The organism is Rhizobium redzepovicii, from assembly GCF_019793435.1.
Classification (GTDB): Bacteria; Pseudomonadota; Alphaproteobacteria; order Rhizobiales; family Rhizobiaceae; genus Rhizobium; species Rhizobium redzepovicii.
Genome location: NZ_JAILYH010000006.1, coordinates 324,543 through 339,424, shown reverse-complemented (window position 1 = coordinate 339,424; position 14,882 = coordinate 324,543). Strand labels below are relative to the sequence as shown.

Below are 14,882 nucleotides of genomic sequence, written 5' to 3'. Positions count from 1 at the left end.
GGGCGTCGTCGATCGCCTGGACGAGTTGCTTGACGGCTTCGTCGGAGCTCTTGATCTGGCCGTGGACGAACTTCGAGACGACGTCCTTATAGGCATTGGCGATCGCCGGCGGGGCGCCATAGCCCTGGGCGAGCGAGCCGAACAGCGTGCCGCCCTCATTGGCCGCCTTCAGGTCGGCGATGCCCTTCTTGCCGCAGGCGTCGAAGTCGGTGTCGGGAACGTCGGTGCGCGCCGGCACCGAACCCTTGACGACGTTGAAGGCCGACTGGAAGCTCTTCGACAGCGTCGCCGTCGCCAGCGCCACCTGCGCCGCCTTGCGGTCGTCGGGGACGTTGAACATGCCGAACATGTCGGAGTTGTAGACGACGCTGCCATCGGTGCCGGGGAAGCGGTAGCAGAGGAAGTCCTTGTCCGGGGTCTTCTTGGCGGCGACGAATTCGCCCTTGGCCCAGTCGCCCATCACCTGCACCAGCGCATCACCCTTGATGACCATGGCGGTCGCGAGGTTCCAGTCGCGGCCGGAGAAGTTCGGGTCGACGTATTTGACGATCTTCGCCAGATTGTCGAAGGACTTCTTCATCGTGTCCGACTTCAACGACTCCTCATCGAGGTCGTTGAAGGCCTTCTTGTAGAACTCCGGGCCGCCGGTCGACAGCACGATGGAATCGAACATCGTCGCTTCCTGCCAGTTCTGGCCGCCGAGCGCCAAGGGAATGACACCGGCAGCCTTGGCCTTGTCGAGCAGCGCGATCAGGTCGTCGAAGCTCTTCGGCTCAGTGCCGCCGATCTTGTCCATCACCGCCTTGTTGATCCACAGCCAGTTGACCGAGTGGACGTTGACGGGGGCTGCGACCCATTTGCCGTCATAGACGGAGAACTTCTGCAGCGCCGCCGGCACCGACTTGTCCCAGCCTTCCTTCTTCGCCGTCTCGGTCAGGTCGCCCATGACGCCGGCCTGGGCATAATCGAGGACGGTATAACCCAGCATCTGCGAGGCTGTCGGATAGGTGCCGGCCGCCACCATCGCCTTCAGCGCCGTCATCGCCGCATCACCGCCGCCGCCGGCAACCGGAACGTCCTTCCAGGCAAAGCCTTCCTTCGACAGATCCTGCTTCAAGACGTTCAAGGCCGCCGCTTCGCCGCCTGATGTCCACCAGTGCAGCATCTGCACTTCCTTCACGTCGGCTGCCTGCGCCGCGACATGGGCGCCCGCCAGAGACAATGCGATCACGGCCGTGGTGGTCAAAAACCTATTCATCGAAGAACCTCCCAGTTCCCTCTTGGAAGATGCAGGACCATTCCCGCATCCGATTACCCGCCCTCCCCGGGCGTAGTTGCTTTGCCAGCTAGGCCAGCTTTTCCGTCTGCGGCATCCACCAACCGGTGCGTTTACCGATATGCATGTTCAGCGTCTTGGTCTCGGTATAATCCTCGACCGCATGGCGGCCGAGTTCGCGGCCGAGGCCGCTCTGCTTGTAGCCGCCGAAGGGAAGCTCCGAGGCGCCGTCCATGAAGGTGTTCATCCAGACCGTGCCCGCCCGCACCGACCGGCCGATCGTCAGGCAGGTGTCGAAATCACGGCTCCAGACACCGGCCGACAGGCCGTAGTCGATGGAATTGGCAATCCTGATCGCTTCGGCTGAAGTCTCGAATGTCAGGACTGACAGGACCGGACCAAAGACTTCCTCGCGCGCCACCGGCATATCGGGCGTGACGGCTTCGAGGATCGTCGGCGACATGAACTGCCCCATGCCGAGGTCGAGCGTCTCGCCGCCATGGGCGACGCGGGCGCCGCTGCTCCTGGCGCCGGCGACATAGCCTGAAATCTTCTCCAAATGGTGCGGCGTGATGATCGCGCCGACCTGCGTCGAGGGATCGAGGGGATCGCCGACCTTCACCCCCTTCGACAGCTCGGCGACACGCCTGACGACGTCTGAGGCGATCGACTTGTGAAGGATCAGCCGCGAGCCGGCGTTGCAGCACTCGCCGGCATTGAAATAGGCGCCGAAGACCGCGGCATCGATGAAGGCATCGAGGTCGGCATCGGGGAAAACGATCTGCGGGTTCTTGCCGCCCAGCTCCAGCGAGACTTTCTTCAGCGTCTGCGCGGCATTCGACATCGTCAGTTTTCCGACACCGGTCGAGCCGGTGAAGGAGACCATGTCGACATCGGGATGCGAGGTCATGACCGCGCCGACTTCAGGTCCCGTACCGGTGACAATATTGACGACGCCATCGGGAATGCCCGCCTGCTGCAGGATTTCGCCCAAGACGAGCGTCGATCCCGACGTCAGTTCCGAAGGCTTGACGACGGCCGTGCAGCCTGCGGCGAGCGCGAAGGGCAGTTTCTGGCCGACGATCAGGAACGGGAAGTTCCACGGCGTGATGATCGAGACAACGCCGATCGCTTCGCGCAGGACGACGCCGAGCGTGCCGTCGCCGAGCGTATTGTAACTTTCGCCATGGAGATCGCGTGCCAAAGCCGCCGCATAGCGCCAGATGTCGACCGAGCCGGCAATTTCTCCCCTCACCTGGGTGATGGGTTTGCCTGCCTCGATGGCATCGAGAAATGCCAGTTCTTCAGCACGCGCCGCGATCAGATCTGCAGCCTTGAGCAGGATGGCGGAGCGTTCGGACGCGGTCATGCGCGGCCACGGCCCGTCATCGAAGGCCTTGCGTGCTGCAGCAATCGCGCGCTCGGCATCCTTCCGACTGCCGGTCGAAAACCGGCTGACCACGACGTCATGGCTTGGCGCGATACGTTCGATCGGATTGGAGGCGCCGGCCTCCCATTTGCCGTCGATCAGCATCTTGAAATCGCGCGCCTTGTGGTCGCTGAGCGCCGTGGGGTTGACGAGAACCGTCATTACCATTCTCCCTTGAACGTTGCCGGGCGCTTCTCGCTGAATGATGCGACGCCCTCCTTCAGATCGCCGGTTTTCGCGGCGAGGATCGAGCCCAGGGCTTCGACCGCCGTTCCGTTGTCTTCGCCGTTCGCCGATGCGATCATCAATTTGACGATCTCGAGGGCCGCCGGTCCCCTCGCCGCGATCCGCCCGGCATATTCCCTGGCGGCGGCGACCGAGTTTCCTGTCGGAACGACCGCGTCGACGATACCGAGCAGGCGGGCTTCCTCGGCGGTGAATATCTCGCCGCCGAGCGCCATGCGACGGACGGCCTGGGCGCCGAACCGGCGCACGAGACGCTGGGTGCCGGACCAGCCCGGCACCATGCCAAGGCCGGTTTCCGGCAGGCCTATCTTAATGTGTTCCTCGGCGATGCGAATGTCGGCAACGCCCGCCAGCTCGAGCCCGCCTCCGAGAGCGTGGCCGTTCAGCGCCGCGACCAGCGGCACCCGAAGCGTCGCCAGCCGTTCGAAGATCCGGTGACCATGCCGAACCCAGGCGTGACCGAACTCCTGGGGCAGCATTCCGCCCCAGGCCTTGATATCGCCTCCGGCGGAAAAACCCTTTCCTTCACCGGTCAGAACCGCGGCGCGTACGTCCGGGTTTGCCTCCACGGCATCGGCGGCGTCCGCCAAGGCTTTCAGCATGTCGAGATCGAGCGCGTTGAGTTTCTCAGGACGACAAATTGTCAGGGTCGCAACATGTCCGTCGATATCGATCCTGACTGTTCCGCTAGCCATGGAAAGTGCCCTCCAGCGTCCGTGCCCGTTTGGCTGGAAGCGACAGGCCGATGCCGGCCTCGCCGAAGAGTGTCGCATCCATGACCTTCAGGTCGGGCGCGACGATCAGCGGAAATTCGGACTGATCGAGGATCTGGGACTGAAGATCGACGCCCGGGGCGATCTCGGTGAGGACGATGCCTTCGGGCGTCAACTTCATCACGCAGCGCTCGGTGACATAGATGATATCCTGCCCCTGCTCGATCGCCCGCCTGCCGCTGAAAGTGACGTGTTCGACCTTGTTGACGAGCTTCTTCAGCTTGCCCTCTTTTTCAATGAGCAGAGCCCCATCGGCGATCGAAAGCTTCGCCCCGGCGTTGAACATGCCTGAAAAAACAATCTTCTTTGCCCGCGCCGTGATGTCGACGAAGCCGCCGGCGCCGGCCGTCACATGCGGCCGGAAGGAAAGTTTGGAGACGTTGACCGACCCGTCCTTGCCGATCTCGAGGAAGGAGAGCAGCGACGCATCGAAGCCAGCGCCCTGAAAGTAAGTGAACTGATAAGGGGATGGCATATAGGCGTCGGCATTGGAGGCGCAGCCGAAGGCGAAATCGAGCAGCGGCACGCCGCCGACCGCGCCTTGCTCGATCACCCAGGTGACGGCGCCGTGGAGCCCCTCCTCCAGCAGAATGCGCGGTACATTGGCCGAAATTCCGAAGCCGAGATTGACGCAGCTTCCCGCCTGCAACTCCTGCGCGACACGGCGCGCGATCACCTTCTGAACATTGAACTCCGGAACGTGGAAGCTGTCGAGCGGGCGGAAGATCTCACCCGAAATCGCCGGATCATACCCAGTCTGCGTTGTCTGCTTCTGATCGGGATCGACGACGATATAGTCGACCAGCATTCCCGGCACTCGGACGTCATGCGGTTTCAAAGAGCCTTCCTTGGTGATCCGCTTGACCTGGGCGATGACGATGCCGCCGTTGTTGCGGGCGGCGAGCGCCTGATCGAGACCGCCGAGATAGGCGCCCTCATGTTCGTATGTCAGGTTGCCGCGCTCATCAGCGGTGGTGGCGCGGATGATGGCGACCTGAGGGACGATCGAGGGGAAGAACAGCCAGTCGTCGCCCTCGAAGCTGACGCGCTTGACCACCTGCTGCTCCGAAGCCAGCTCGTTCATCGCGCAGCCCTGCCGCCGGGGGTCGACGAATGTGTCGACGCCGATCTTGGTCAGCACGCCCGGCCGCTTGGCGGCGGCTTCGCGATGGATGTCGAACAGGATGCCAGAGGGAATGTTGTAGGCCGGGATCTCGTTGTTGGTGATCATCTGCCAGATCAGCGGCGGCTCGGACGATGACGGTCCCGACGGGTAGGAGCCGCCGATGATACGTTTCAGCAGGCCCTTCCTGGCAATATGGTCGATGCCCTTGATACCGCTCATGTCGCCGGCAGCGATCGGATGAAGGGTCGTCAAATCACGGGGATGGCCGGTCGCCTCGAAACGCTCGCCGATCGCCTTCAGCATGAGATCCGGGCAACCGAGACCGCTCGAAGACGATACCGTCACGACGGCGCCATCCGGGATGAGCGCGGCCGCTTCGGCTGGGGTGAGATGCTTCTTCATGTGCATTACTCGGCGTCCTGTTTCGATTTTACGCTCTTGCCGGTCTTCGACGGCGGGGCCCTGCCGGCGCCGCAGCTTTCGCGAACGACCAGCCGAACGGCCGTCGTCACCGTCTCCGCTTCGGCCTTGCCCGCATTGATCTGCTTGAGCAGCATCTGCGCGCCGCGACGCCCGATGCCCTGCGGGTCGACCGAGACCGTCGTCAGCGCCGGGACCGCTGCCTGGGCCTCGATGACATCGTCGAAGCCCACCACGGCGAAGTCGGCACCCGGCTCCAGCCGGCGCGCGCGCAACCCGTCGCAAACGCCGAACGCCACCGCATCGTTGAAGCAGACGGCCGCGGTCGGCCGGCGGCCGAGCGCAATCGCTTTTCCGATCGCCTCTACCCCGCCGGCCCGCGACGGCGCGGACGCGATGACGAGTTCTTCGTGATAGTCGAGCCCGGCTGCCTCAACGCCGCTTCGGTAGCCGGCAAGCCTGTCGTCGAAGACGGCGGTGTCCGGAAAGCCGCCGAGAAAAGCGATGCGCTTGTGACCGAGGCCCGCCAGATGCTTGACCGCGGACATCATGCCGGCCTGGTTGTCGGAAACGATCGACGAGACCTTGGCGCCGGGCAGGTTTCGAACGACGACCACAACTGGAATCCCGGCTGCAACGAGCGGCTTGAAGTCGGCGGCATCGGTGGCGCGGGCCGGCGAGACGATGAGGCCGGAAATGCCGTGCTCACGCATCGACGCGACAACCTCACGCTGCCGGTCGATGCTCTCGCCGGTGTTCGACAGGAACTGCACGAAGCCGGCCGACTGAACGACCATATCGACGCCGACCGCCAGCTCCGCAAAGAAGCTGTTCGTCAGATCGTTGACGACAACTCCGACAATCTTCGATTTCGCACCGGCTTGGCGAAGATTGGCGGCGCCGCGATTATAGACATAGCCGAGTTCGCGCATCACGGCATTGACCTTGGAGCGCGTCCCCTCATTGACCAGGGAGGAGCCCTGCAACACCAGCGACACCGTCGACTTGGAGACGCCGGCGGCCTTTGCGATGTCAATGACGGTCACCCGCGCCTTTGTCATTTCCCTCTCCGACCACGACGTCGACTGATGGATAAATATTTGGAACGTTCCAATTCTGTCAAGGGAAATTTAGGGATCCGGTATGCATTTATTTGCTTCTAGTGAGTTGCCAGCTTTATTTCGTTGTCAACATTTCAACTAAAAAATTGGAACGATCTAAATTCCGGCCACAGTTGAGAGGCGCCTGCGGTTGCAAAGTCGTGGAGGATTCGGGACTCGTCCCTTATGCTGTCGAGACAATGATTGCGCCGCGACCAGTGGAGGAGATCATCGAAACATGACATTGCGCGCTGAACTGACCGCTCTGCCGCCACGCGAACAGGCACAGCGCCTGACAGCCGTCGCCGCATCTCTGGTGGCGCAAATTAGGCGCACCGAACCCGACGCGGCGGAAGCAGAGGCCGCCTTGGCGGCAATCCGCGCCTGGGGCGATGGCGGGCGCCTAACCGGCGGATATTTCTCCGATCTTGTCTACGGCGATGAGGAGCGCGGGACTCTTCGTCGTCTTACCGAGGCGGCAGGTAAGCCCAGCGAAGGCGGGTGGAATGCACGTCGCCTGGCTTGTTTATCAGGAGACCGGCAAAGCCATGCCGAGTGACGTCAACGAGGCGGGAGAGGACAGCCTTGATCTTCTGGACGAGCAGCGCGACCAACGCGGCTAAGTGATGCAAAACCGCGGCGCACTGTTGCTGGAATTGCTCTCGATGAGCTCCCGCCGATAGGCTTTAGCGAAACTTTATCGTTTCTGACGAATGCTACGGATACGTGCAACGTGTCAGATCTGAAGCAGGGCGGGATGACGCCACACTCGTTTGAATCCATTCTGGAGAGCCTGCCGCAGGGCATCGTTCTGCTTGATTCTGCCAATAGGGTGACGGCGTTCAACTCCCGCACCCTCGATATTCTCGGGCTGCCGGCTGGAGCCATCGGCAGAGGAATGAATATCGACGGACTGCCGGGCACCGCCGATTGCCGCGCGGCCGCATGCCGGCGGTCGACGACAGGCAGGCCGCACACGTCTCAGTTTGCGCTGTCTGACGGACGGATGGTCTCAATGACCTACGCCCCATCGAAAGAGGGAGGCTGGATCCTCAGCTACGAAGACATCTCGACCCTGATCCGCGTCGAAGACAGTCTCACCGAACAACATCACCGGTTCGACGCAGCACTCCGCAACATGCCGCACGGGCTGTGCATGTTCGATTCGACGAAGAAGCTGATCCTGTGCAACCCAGCCTACGCGCGGATGTACAATCTGCCGGACCGATTGACGCAACCGGGGACGCCGCTTGTCGATATCCTGGCTTATCGCAGCCGCGAGGGAAATGGTCCGGCCGACACTGCCACCTATTTCGATGTGGTGTTCGAAGCGACCGCGCGCGGCGCGGTGGCCAGCCAGAATATCGTGCTTTCCGACGGCCGCGTCATCAAAATCACCCACAATCCGATGCAGAACGGTGGATACGTCGCCACCCACGAAGACGTCACCAAAACAGTGCGGCTGACGGAAGAGCTGCGCCAGCACCACGATCAGCTCGAAACGACGGTGCAGAGCCGCACGGCCGAGGTCGAGCGGCAGGCGCGGGAACTCGAGCGAATGCTTGCGCAGGAGCGGAACATCAACGAATTGCAGCGGCAGTTCGTGGCAATGGCCTCCCATGAATTCCGCACCCCGCTCGCCATCATCGACGCTGCCGCCCAGCGGCTGCTGCGCAAAAGAGGAGCAGTCGAGCCCGAATTCTTAAGCGACAAGGTCGATCAGATCCGCGCATCGGTGAACCGGATAGTCGATCTCATGGAGAGCATCCTTTCGGCCGGGCGCCTCGACACCGGCAAGATCGACATCAGCTACGATGCCTGCGCCTTGCGATCATTGATAAGAAGCTGTTGCGAGCGGCAGTCGACGATCGCCAAAACGCACAGCTTCGTGTTGGATATCGACGGGCTGCCGGAGTTCATCGATGCCGATCCCCGAACTTTAGCGCAGGTCTTTACCAACCTGCTGTCCAACGCCGTCAAATACGCGCCCGGAACCTCGGAAATTCGCGTCACGGCATGGGAGGAGACGGGAAACGTCAAAGTTTCGATCAGCGATGACGGGGTGGGGATCGATCCCGAAGACGTGCCCCGGCTGTTCCAGCGCTATTTTCGTGCCGGAACGTCGACCGGAATTGCCGGGACGGGCATTGGCCTGAACCTGGTGAAGCAGATCGTCGAACTGCACAACGGCTCGATAGAGGTTCGAAGCGCGAGAGGCTGCGGATCGACATTCACCGTAACCCTTCCGATCAGGCGCACCGGTAACGCTTCAGAGAACAGCGACGCTGCCTGATATTTCAGGATTGCTGTCCTCAATATCTACCCTATCCTTCTCGCTATAGAGGAGGACCATGCCATGGCTTTCATTCACACCCCCAATGCATCCGCCAGCGAGAAGACGACGTCGATGTATGCGTCGGCCGAGGCGAATTATGGTTATCTGCCGAACATGTACCGCGCCTTCGGACACCGGCCGGAGGTGATGGAGAACTGGGCAGCGCTGCTTTCCAGCATTCGCGGACATATGAGCCTCAGGCGCTATGAGCTGGTGACGCTGGCGGCGGCCAAGGAGCTGAAATCCTCCTATTGCATGCTGGCGCACGGCTCGGTGCTGCTGCGGGAAGGTTTTACCAGCGACGGGCTGACGGCTGTCGTCAACGAAACGGAGAAAGCGCCGATCGATGCCGGCGAAAGGGCGATCATGGCTTTTGCCGCCAAGGTGGCGCGCGACGCGACGTCGATCACCCAGCAGGATATAGACGGGCTGAAAAAACACGGGCTGAGCGATGCCGAGGTCTTCGACGTCACGGCCGCGGCGGCGGCCCGGTGTTTCTTCTCGAAAATGCTGGATGCGCTGGGGGCTGCACCCGATCACGCCTATATCGAGCGGCTGGAGCCGAATGTCAGAAAGGCGCTCAGCGTCGGCCGGGAGGTCGAGCGGCCTCTGGCGCCGTCACCGTCGCGTGGCACATCGCAATAAGGCGGAGCGCGAGGACGTGAAGCCCCTGCTTCTGCGGTCCTACTCCTGCGGCTTGTCTGCGAAATGCCGGATCGCAAATTCGGCGATATTCTGGCTCGACCGGTCGGCATCGTCGAGCAGCGAGGGAAACAGCTGCCACTGATGCGGCATGCCCGGCCAAATCTCGGTGGTGACATCCACCCCCGCCTGACGTGCCTTGTCGGCAAGCCGCAGCGTATCGTCCAGCAGCGCTTCGCCGGAGCCAACCTGCAGCAGTAGCGGCGGAAAGCCGGTCATGTCGGCATAAAGCGGCGATGCCTGGGGATCGTTCGGCGACCGGCTGCCGAGATAGGCCTTGCGCAAAGTTTCGATCGAGGCCCTGCCGACCAGCGGATCGCTGTCGGCATTCGATGTCATCGATCCACCGGTCGCGGCAAGATCGGTGATGGGGCTGAGCGCAATGACGGCCGCCGGCAGCGGTTTTGCCGCCTGCCTCTGCCGCAGCACCGTCTCCAGCGCGATATTGCCGCCGGCGCCGTCTCCCGCCACGACGACATTCTCGGCGCGATAGCCGTTGTCGAGAAGCCAGCGATAGGCCGTCAGCGCGTCGTTGATCTGAGCGGGATAGGTATATTCGGGCATTAGCCGATACTCGATCAGAAGCACGTCGCTGGATGCGGCCTTGGCGAGCGAGCCGGCAAGCAGGCTGTGCGTGCGGATAGAGCCGCCCGAAAAGCCGCCGCCATGAATATAAAGGATCACCCTTTGGCCGATCGGGTGATGAAGACGGGCGGGCCACATCAGCTCGGCATCGACGCCGTCGGCATCGACCTGCCGGACCTGGATGCGTGTTGGCCCCGGCGTCGTTTCCAGCAGCGTTCGGAAGGCTGTCCGCCGCTGCTGCAGGCTATCGGCGCCGGTAAAATGATCCTTCCAGAGGCCGACGAGTTTTTCGACCTGCTCGCGCGAGGCCTGGCTTTGCGGTTCAATGTCCTTTCCGACGGCCGCCGAGGCCAGCAACATCACCGTGGCCAATGCGGGCAACAGACCGCCGAGCCGCTTTAATGCGCTTCGATTGACAGTTGGCAAAATCCGACCGTTCATCAACCTCTCCCGATGATGCTGACCATGGCGGCCATGGCAGCATCATTGGCCGGTTCACCCGCAGGAGTCAAAAGGGTGAAGAGTGCGAATCCTGAGCTTTTTTACTCGGCTTTCATCGCATCGATGACCGCCCTGAAGCCCGCCGACATGTGGCGGCGGCTCGGATAGTAGAGATAGAGCGGCTCCTCCGGCTGGCACCAGTCGTCGAGCACCTGGATCAGTTCTCCGTCGGCAATCGCCTTCTCCACCCGCGGCTCCCAGATATAGGCAAGGCCGACGCCGCCGAGCGCTGCCTGCAGCATCAGTTCGTGATCATCGAGCGACAGAGGTCCGGTCGGCTGAAAGCTGACCGTCTGGCCATCCTTCTCGAACTCCCAGGCATAACGCGCGCCTGACGGAAACATGTTCTGGATACAGAGATGGCGCTTGAGATCGTGCGGCGTCGCCGGCTTCGGTCGGGCCTCGAAATAGGCAGGCGAACCGACGACGACCAGACGGATCCGCGGCTTGATGCGTAGCGCGATCATGCCCTCGGTGACACGCTCGCCGAAGCGGATGCCGGCATCGAAACCCTCCTCGACGATATCGACCAGCCTGTCCGTTGCGTTGATCTCCAGTTGCAGATTGGGATTACGCTGGAGCAGCGGGGCAATGACGCGGCCGATGACGAAGGGGCCGATCGAATTCGGCACGTTGATCCTCACCTTGCCGAAGGGCGTGTCGCGGTAACGGTTCAGCGCATCGAGCGCTGCCGCCATCTCGCCGAAGGCGGGGTCGAGATGCGAGATCAGTAGTTCGCCGGCCTCGGTCAGCGAGACGCTGCGCGTCGTGCGGTTGAGCAGGCGAATGCCTATCCGATCTTCGAGGTTGAGCACCGCATGGCTGACCGCTGAGGCGGTGACACCCCTCTCCTCGCCCGCTTTGCGAAAACTCTTATGGCGGGCAACGGCCGCGAAGGCAGCGAGTTCGGAAAGGTCGGTGGCGCGCATTGCTGAATTTTGCTCATCATAGTTTCAAGAATAACAAATCTTATACAGCAACGGATTTTCGGTCAAATTCAGCCTAGTCAGCACAGAGATGCGACGCCGAGACAGCCAATTAGTCGTCGAAAGGAATTTGTCATGAAAGTCTGGTTCATCACTGGTGCATCCCGCGGCTTCGGCGCGCTGATGACCAAGGAAGCTCTCGCCGCTGGCGATGCCGTTATCGCCACCGCCCGCAACCCGAAGACCGTCACCGAGCAGTTCGGCGATCATCCGAACCTCCTCGCCGTCGCCCTTGACGTCACCAACGAGGCCCAGGCGAAAGAAGCTGCGGCAGCCGGCATCGCCCGCTTCGGCCGCATTGATGTTCTCGCCAACAATGCTGGCTACGGCCTGCTCGGTGCCGTCGAGGAGGCCACGGCCGAGGAGATCGAAAAGCTCTATGCCACGAATGTCTTCGGCCTTCTGAAGGTGACGCGCGCCGTGCTGCCCTATATGCGCCGCCAGCGTTCCGGCCATATCCTGAACTTTTCCTCGATCGGCGGTTACTTCGGCTATCCCGGCTGGGGCGTCTACGGCTCGACGAAATTCGCCGTCGAGGGGCTGTCGGAATCGATGGCCGCCGAACTCGAACCCTTCGGCATCAAGGTGACGATTGTCGAGCCCGGCTTCTTCCGCACCGACTTTCTCGCCGACACATCGCTCGCGGTCAGCCCGGCCTCCATCGCCGATTACGAAGGCACGCCGGCCGGCAACATGCGCAATTTCGCCGCCGACGCCAATCATGCCCAGCCCGGCAACCCCGCCAAGCTCGCAGCCGGCATCATGACAATGGTCAATTCGGCCAACCCGCCGCTGCGCATGCCGTTCGGCAGCGACACGGTGGCGATGATCGAAGGGCAGCATGCGAGCGTCGAAATGGAACTTGCCGCCTGGCGTGAACTTGCCGTCTCCACGGATTTTCAGAGCGATGCAACGGCCTCGGCCTGATACCCAAGACCATGCCTGCGCCGCTTCCCGGATATCGGGGTGCGGCGCAGGTTCGCTCGTGACCAGAAGCCCGACCGCCTCACTTTATTTGCCGACCTGCTCGGCCCAGTTCGGCGCCTTGCCGCCGCCGTCGAGGAAAGTCATCGCCACATTGGCCATCAGCGGCGAAGCGAAGGTCTCGTAATGGGTGAGATCGGGCAGGATCGCCAGCCGGTTCTTCGACATGTTCTCCCGCATCCAGCCCGCATCGCGCAGGCCGCCGCCGAGCTTGTGGTAGAAGTCGATCATATGCTCGGGGCGGATCATATCGGCATCGCCATAGATCAGCATGACCGGCATGGTGAGCCTTGCGACGGCATCGCTATAATCCTTGGGTTCGCGCATCAACGCACCCATGGCGTCGAGCAGCTTCGGAAACTCGGAAACGTCGGGCGCCACCGCTTTGTAGGTGAGGAACATCGGCGTGTCTTTCATCATCTCGGCCATGCCGGCGCCGACGGCCGCCTGCTGCGGCAGCATCTCCGGGAAGAAGCCGTTCTGCGCATAGGGCGCCGAGAGGATTACCAGGCGGCGCACGCGGTCGGGCGCATTCGCCGCCATGTTCAGCGCCACCCCGCCGCCGAAGGAATAACCGAAGACGTCGAGCTTGTCGTAACCGAGCTGCTTCACCAGGATCGCAAGGTCGGCGCCGATTGCCGCAAGGTCGATCGGCCGCTTGCCGAGGGGCGTACGGCCATGGCCCTGCAGATCGACGGCGATCACCTGCCGGTGGTCGGCGAAAACAGGCATGACCGGCGCGAACATCTCGATCTGCCCGAGGCCGCCGTGCAGTAGCAGCAGCGGTTCGCCCTTCCCGCGGATTTCGTAGTAATAGTCAATACCGTTGACCGGTACGCTTCCCTTCCTGACTATCGGCGCGACCGCCTTATCCTCGCTCGGCGCACCGCCGGCGCCTGCCATGTCGGGCGCGGCCAGGAATGCGGCGACGGTTGCGATCATCGAAATCAGCCTCATTTTCAACATGTCCTTGCTCCGTTTTTGCATCAATACCGCAAGGACGGCGGGGGCCAGGCTTTTCCGACACCGGGTTTCGGAATTTCTCCGATCGGGCTTTGCGAGCGATATCCAACTTTTCCTTAACCGGCATGCTGGTAAAATCTCGCCGCAGAGACGTCAGACACCACGAGACCGATGCCGAAACCGAATTTTCGCTTCACCCACTACGATCTTAAGGAACAACGCGCCGGAACGATCGTCGAGGTGTCGTTGAATGCGGTGAACAATGTGCGGCTGATGTCGGCGCCGAATTTCCAGCGCTTCACCGAAGTTCTCGATTTCAAATATATCGGCGGCGTGGCGCGCAAATCGCCAGTCAAGCTTGCCGTTCCGGAACACGGTCACTGGCATGTCGTCGTCGACATGGAAGGTCATCACGGGTTGGCGGAATCCACCGTCAAGGTAATCGCCGCGCCAGCCAATCAGAAGACGCCGCGGTCCTCCTAAGCTTTGCAGCACCGCCCCTCCGCCACGTGGAAAGCACCGGGCATGTGCAGACAACGCCCCATCAGCAAGAGGCCCTGGTCACAATGTGGCCAATCACACTGACCTTTGATCGCAATCAATGAATTGGGCGGCAAGGTCGATAACAATTCTTCAGGCCGCCAGCTGCAACTCGGCTCGCGATTTCATGTTCCGATAGCGAGCGGAAACCGCTGGCTATTGCGTAATTCCTTGAATCGGAATCGACGACGCGCGACGCTGCAGGATTTTCATCATGTGGGAGTAGTCCATGACGTCGAACCCGACCGGTCGCATCACCAAAATCATCGATCCAGGCGATGCGTTAGGGGAAATCCTTTTCGGATTGATCATGGCGCTGACCTTGACGGTTGGTTCCAGGCTTGTTTTTGAAGAAGAAGGATTAAATGTCCACGAGTTGATCGTCGCGACGATCGGATGCAATGTCGCGTGGGGGATCATCGACGCCGTCTTGTTCATTCTGGGTACCACATTTTACAAGAGCAGGCGGCTGCGCCTTTTCCGGCAAATCAAAGCCGCCGGGGACGAATCTGAAGCGCTCATGGTTCTCGCGAACGAATTCCCGATTAAAGAAGCGCCATTCTCTGCGAAGGCCGCCGACACGGACGCGCTCTATCAATCGCTGCTGACCCTCGCACGCCAGGCCGCCCCAGTGAAGGTGTCATTTTCGAAAGGTGATCTGTCCGCCGCAATCGCCGTCTTCCTCCTGGTTTCGGCGACCGCCATTCCGGCAGTTCTCCCATTCTTTCTCCTCGAAGACGCGCACCTTGCCTTGAGGGTCAGCAACCTGTTTCTGATCATGCTGCTGTTTGTGACGGGTTATGCGTGGGCGAAATTTTCCGGAGGCAGGGCCTTTCAGGCAGGCATGACGATGACGTGTCTTGGATTGCTTCTGGTTGCAATAGCGATCGCTCTTGGCGGCTGAGCCGCGTTCGCA

General features: G+C 61.7%; 14 protein-coding genes. 6 read left to right on the top strand and 8 right to left on the bottom strand.

Annotation, left to right across the window (positions count from 1 at the left end):
• From K6N12_RS12355 to K6N12_RS12335, 5 genes are all read right to left on the bottom strand, one after another.
• A partial coding sequence (locus K6N12_RS12355; RefSeq protein ID WP_222148813.1) for an ABC transporter substrate-binding protein occupies positions 1-1,258 on the bottom strand: 1,258 nt, incomplete at its 3' end.
• A gap of 88 nt (positions 1,259-1,346) precedes the next feature.
• Positions 1,347-2,867, bottom strand: a complete 1,521-nt coding sequence (locus tag K6N12_RS12350; protein WP_097629936.1) for an aldehyde dehydrogenase family protein — start codon at positions 2,865-2,867, stop codon at positions 1,347-1,349.
• Positions 2,867-3,646 (bottom strand): enoyl-CoA hydratase/isomerase family protein, encoded by a 780-nt coding sequence (locus K6N12_RS12345; RefSeq protein ID WP_097629937.1) that lies wholly within the window; start codon positions 3,644-3,646, stop codon positions 2,867-2,869. Before K6N12_RS12345 ends, K6N12_RS12350 begins: the two co-directional genes overlap by 1 nt.
• On the bottom strand, positions 3,639-5,252 hold the full coding sequence (locus K6N12_RS12340; protein ID WP_179867209.1) for an acyl CoA:acetate/3-ketoacid CoA transferase: 1,614 nt from the start codon (positions 5,250-5,252) through the stop codon (positions 3,639-3,641). Before K6N12_RS12340 ends, K6N12_RS12345 begins: the two co-directional genes overlap by 8 nt.
• 5 nt (positions 5,253-5,257) lie before the next feature.
• Positions 5,258-6,331 (bottom strand): LacI family DNA-binding transcriptional regulator, encoded by a 1,074-nt coding sequence (locus tag K6N12_RS12335; RefSeq protein ID WP_097629941.1) that lies wholly within the window; start codon positions 6,329-6,331, stop codon positions 5,258-5,260.
• A 277-nt stretch (positions 6,332-6,608) separates the two neighbouring features.
• On the opposite strand from K6N12_RS12335, the gene K6N12_RS12330 reads away from it, so the two are divergent.
• The 3 genes from K6N12_RS12330 (at position 6,609) to K6N12_RS12320 (ending at position 9,350) form a co-directional block, all read left to right on the top strand.
• Positions 6,609-6,929, top strand: coding sequence for a hypothetical protein (locus K6N12_RS12330; protein ID WP_239620371.1), 321 nt, complete (start codon positions 6,609-6,611; stop codon positions 6,927-6,929).
• Between the two features lie 198 nt (positions 6,930-7,127).
• A complete protein-coding gene (locus tag K6N12_RS12325; RefSeq protein WP_097629943.1) occupies positions 7,128-8,663 on the top strand; it encodes a sensor histidine kinase in 1,536 nt (511 codons plus the stop codon).
• 63 nt (positions 8,664-8,726) lie between these two features.
• Positions 8,727-9,350, top strand: coding sequence for a carboxymuconolactone decarboxylase family protein (locus tag K6N12_RS12320; protein ID WP_012557380.1), 624 nt, complete (start codon positions 8,727-8,729; stop codon positions 9,348-9,350).
• A gap of 39 nt (positions 9,351-9,389) precedes the next feature.
• On the opposite strand, the gene K6N12_RS12315 is transcribed toward K6N12_RS12320, so the two are convergent.
• Positions 9,390-10,364 (bottom strand): alpha/beta hydrolase, encoded by a 975-nt coding sequence (locus K6N12_RS12315; protein ID WP_179867210.1) that lies wholly within the window; start codon positions 10,362-10,364, stop codon positions 9,390-9,392.
• Positions 10,365-10,534: 170 nt separating this feature from the next.
• Entirely contained in the window at positions 10,535-11,422 is an 888-nt protein-coding gene (locus K6N12_RS12310; protein WP_097629946.1) for a LysR family transcriptional regulator, read from the bottom strand.
• A 132-nt stretch (positions 11,423-11,554) separates the two neighbouring features.
• Between K6N12_RS12310 and K6N12_RS12305 the strand changes: the two genes are divergently transcribed.
• Complete coding sequence (locus tag K6N12_RS12305) at positions 11,555-12,406, top strand: oxidoreductase (protein ID WP_097629948.1); 852 nt, start codon at positions 11,555-11,557, stop codon at positions 12,404-12,406.
• A gap of 84 nt (positions 12,407-12,490) precedes the next feature.
• Here K6N12_RS12305 and K6N12_RS12300 read toward each other — a convergent pair whose 3' ends face one another.
• Positions 12,491-13,429, bottom strand: a complete 939-nt coding sequence (locus tag K6N12_RS12300; RefSeq protein ID WP_097629958.1) for an alpha/beta fold hydrolase — start codon at positions 13,427-13,429, stop codon at positions 12,491-12,493.
• A 168-nt stretch (positions 13,430-13,597) separates the two neighbouring features.
• Between K6N12_RS12300 and K6N12_RS12295 the strand changes: the two genes are divergently transcribed.
• The gene (locus K6N12_RS12295; RefSeq protein ID WP_131711842.1) at positions 13,598-13,909 is read left to right on the top strand and encodes a DUF1883 domain-containing protein; all 312 of its coding nucleotides are present in this window, start codon (positions 13,598-13,600) and stop codon (positions 13,907-13,909) included.
• Positions 13,910-14,195: 286 nt separating this feature from the next.
• Complete coding sequence (locus tag K6N12_RS12290) at positions 14,196-14,870, top strand: VIT1/CCC1 transporter family protein (protein WP_097629950.1); 675 nt, start codon at positions 14,196-14,198, stop codon at positions 14,868-14,870.
• The last annotated feature ends 12 nt before the right edge of the window (positions 14,871-14,882 follow it).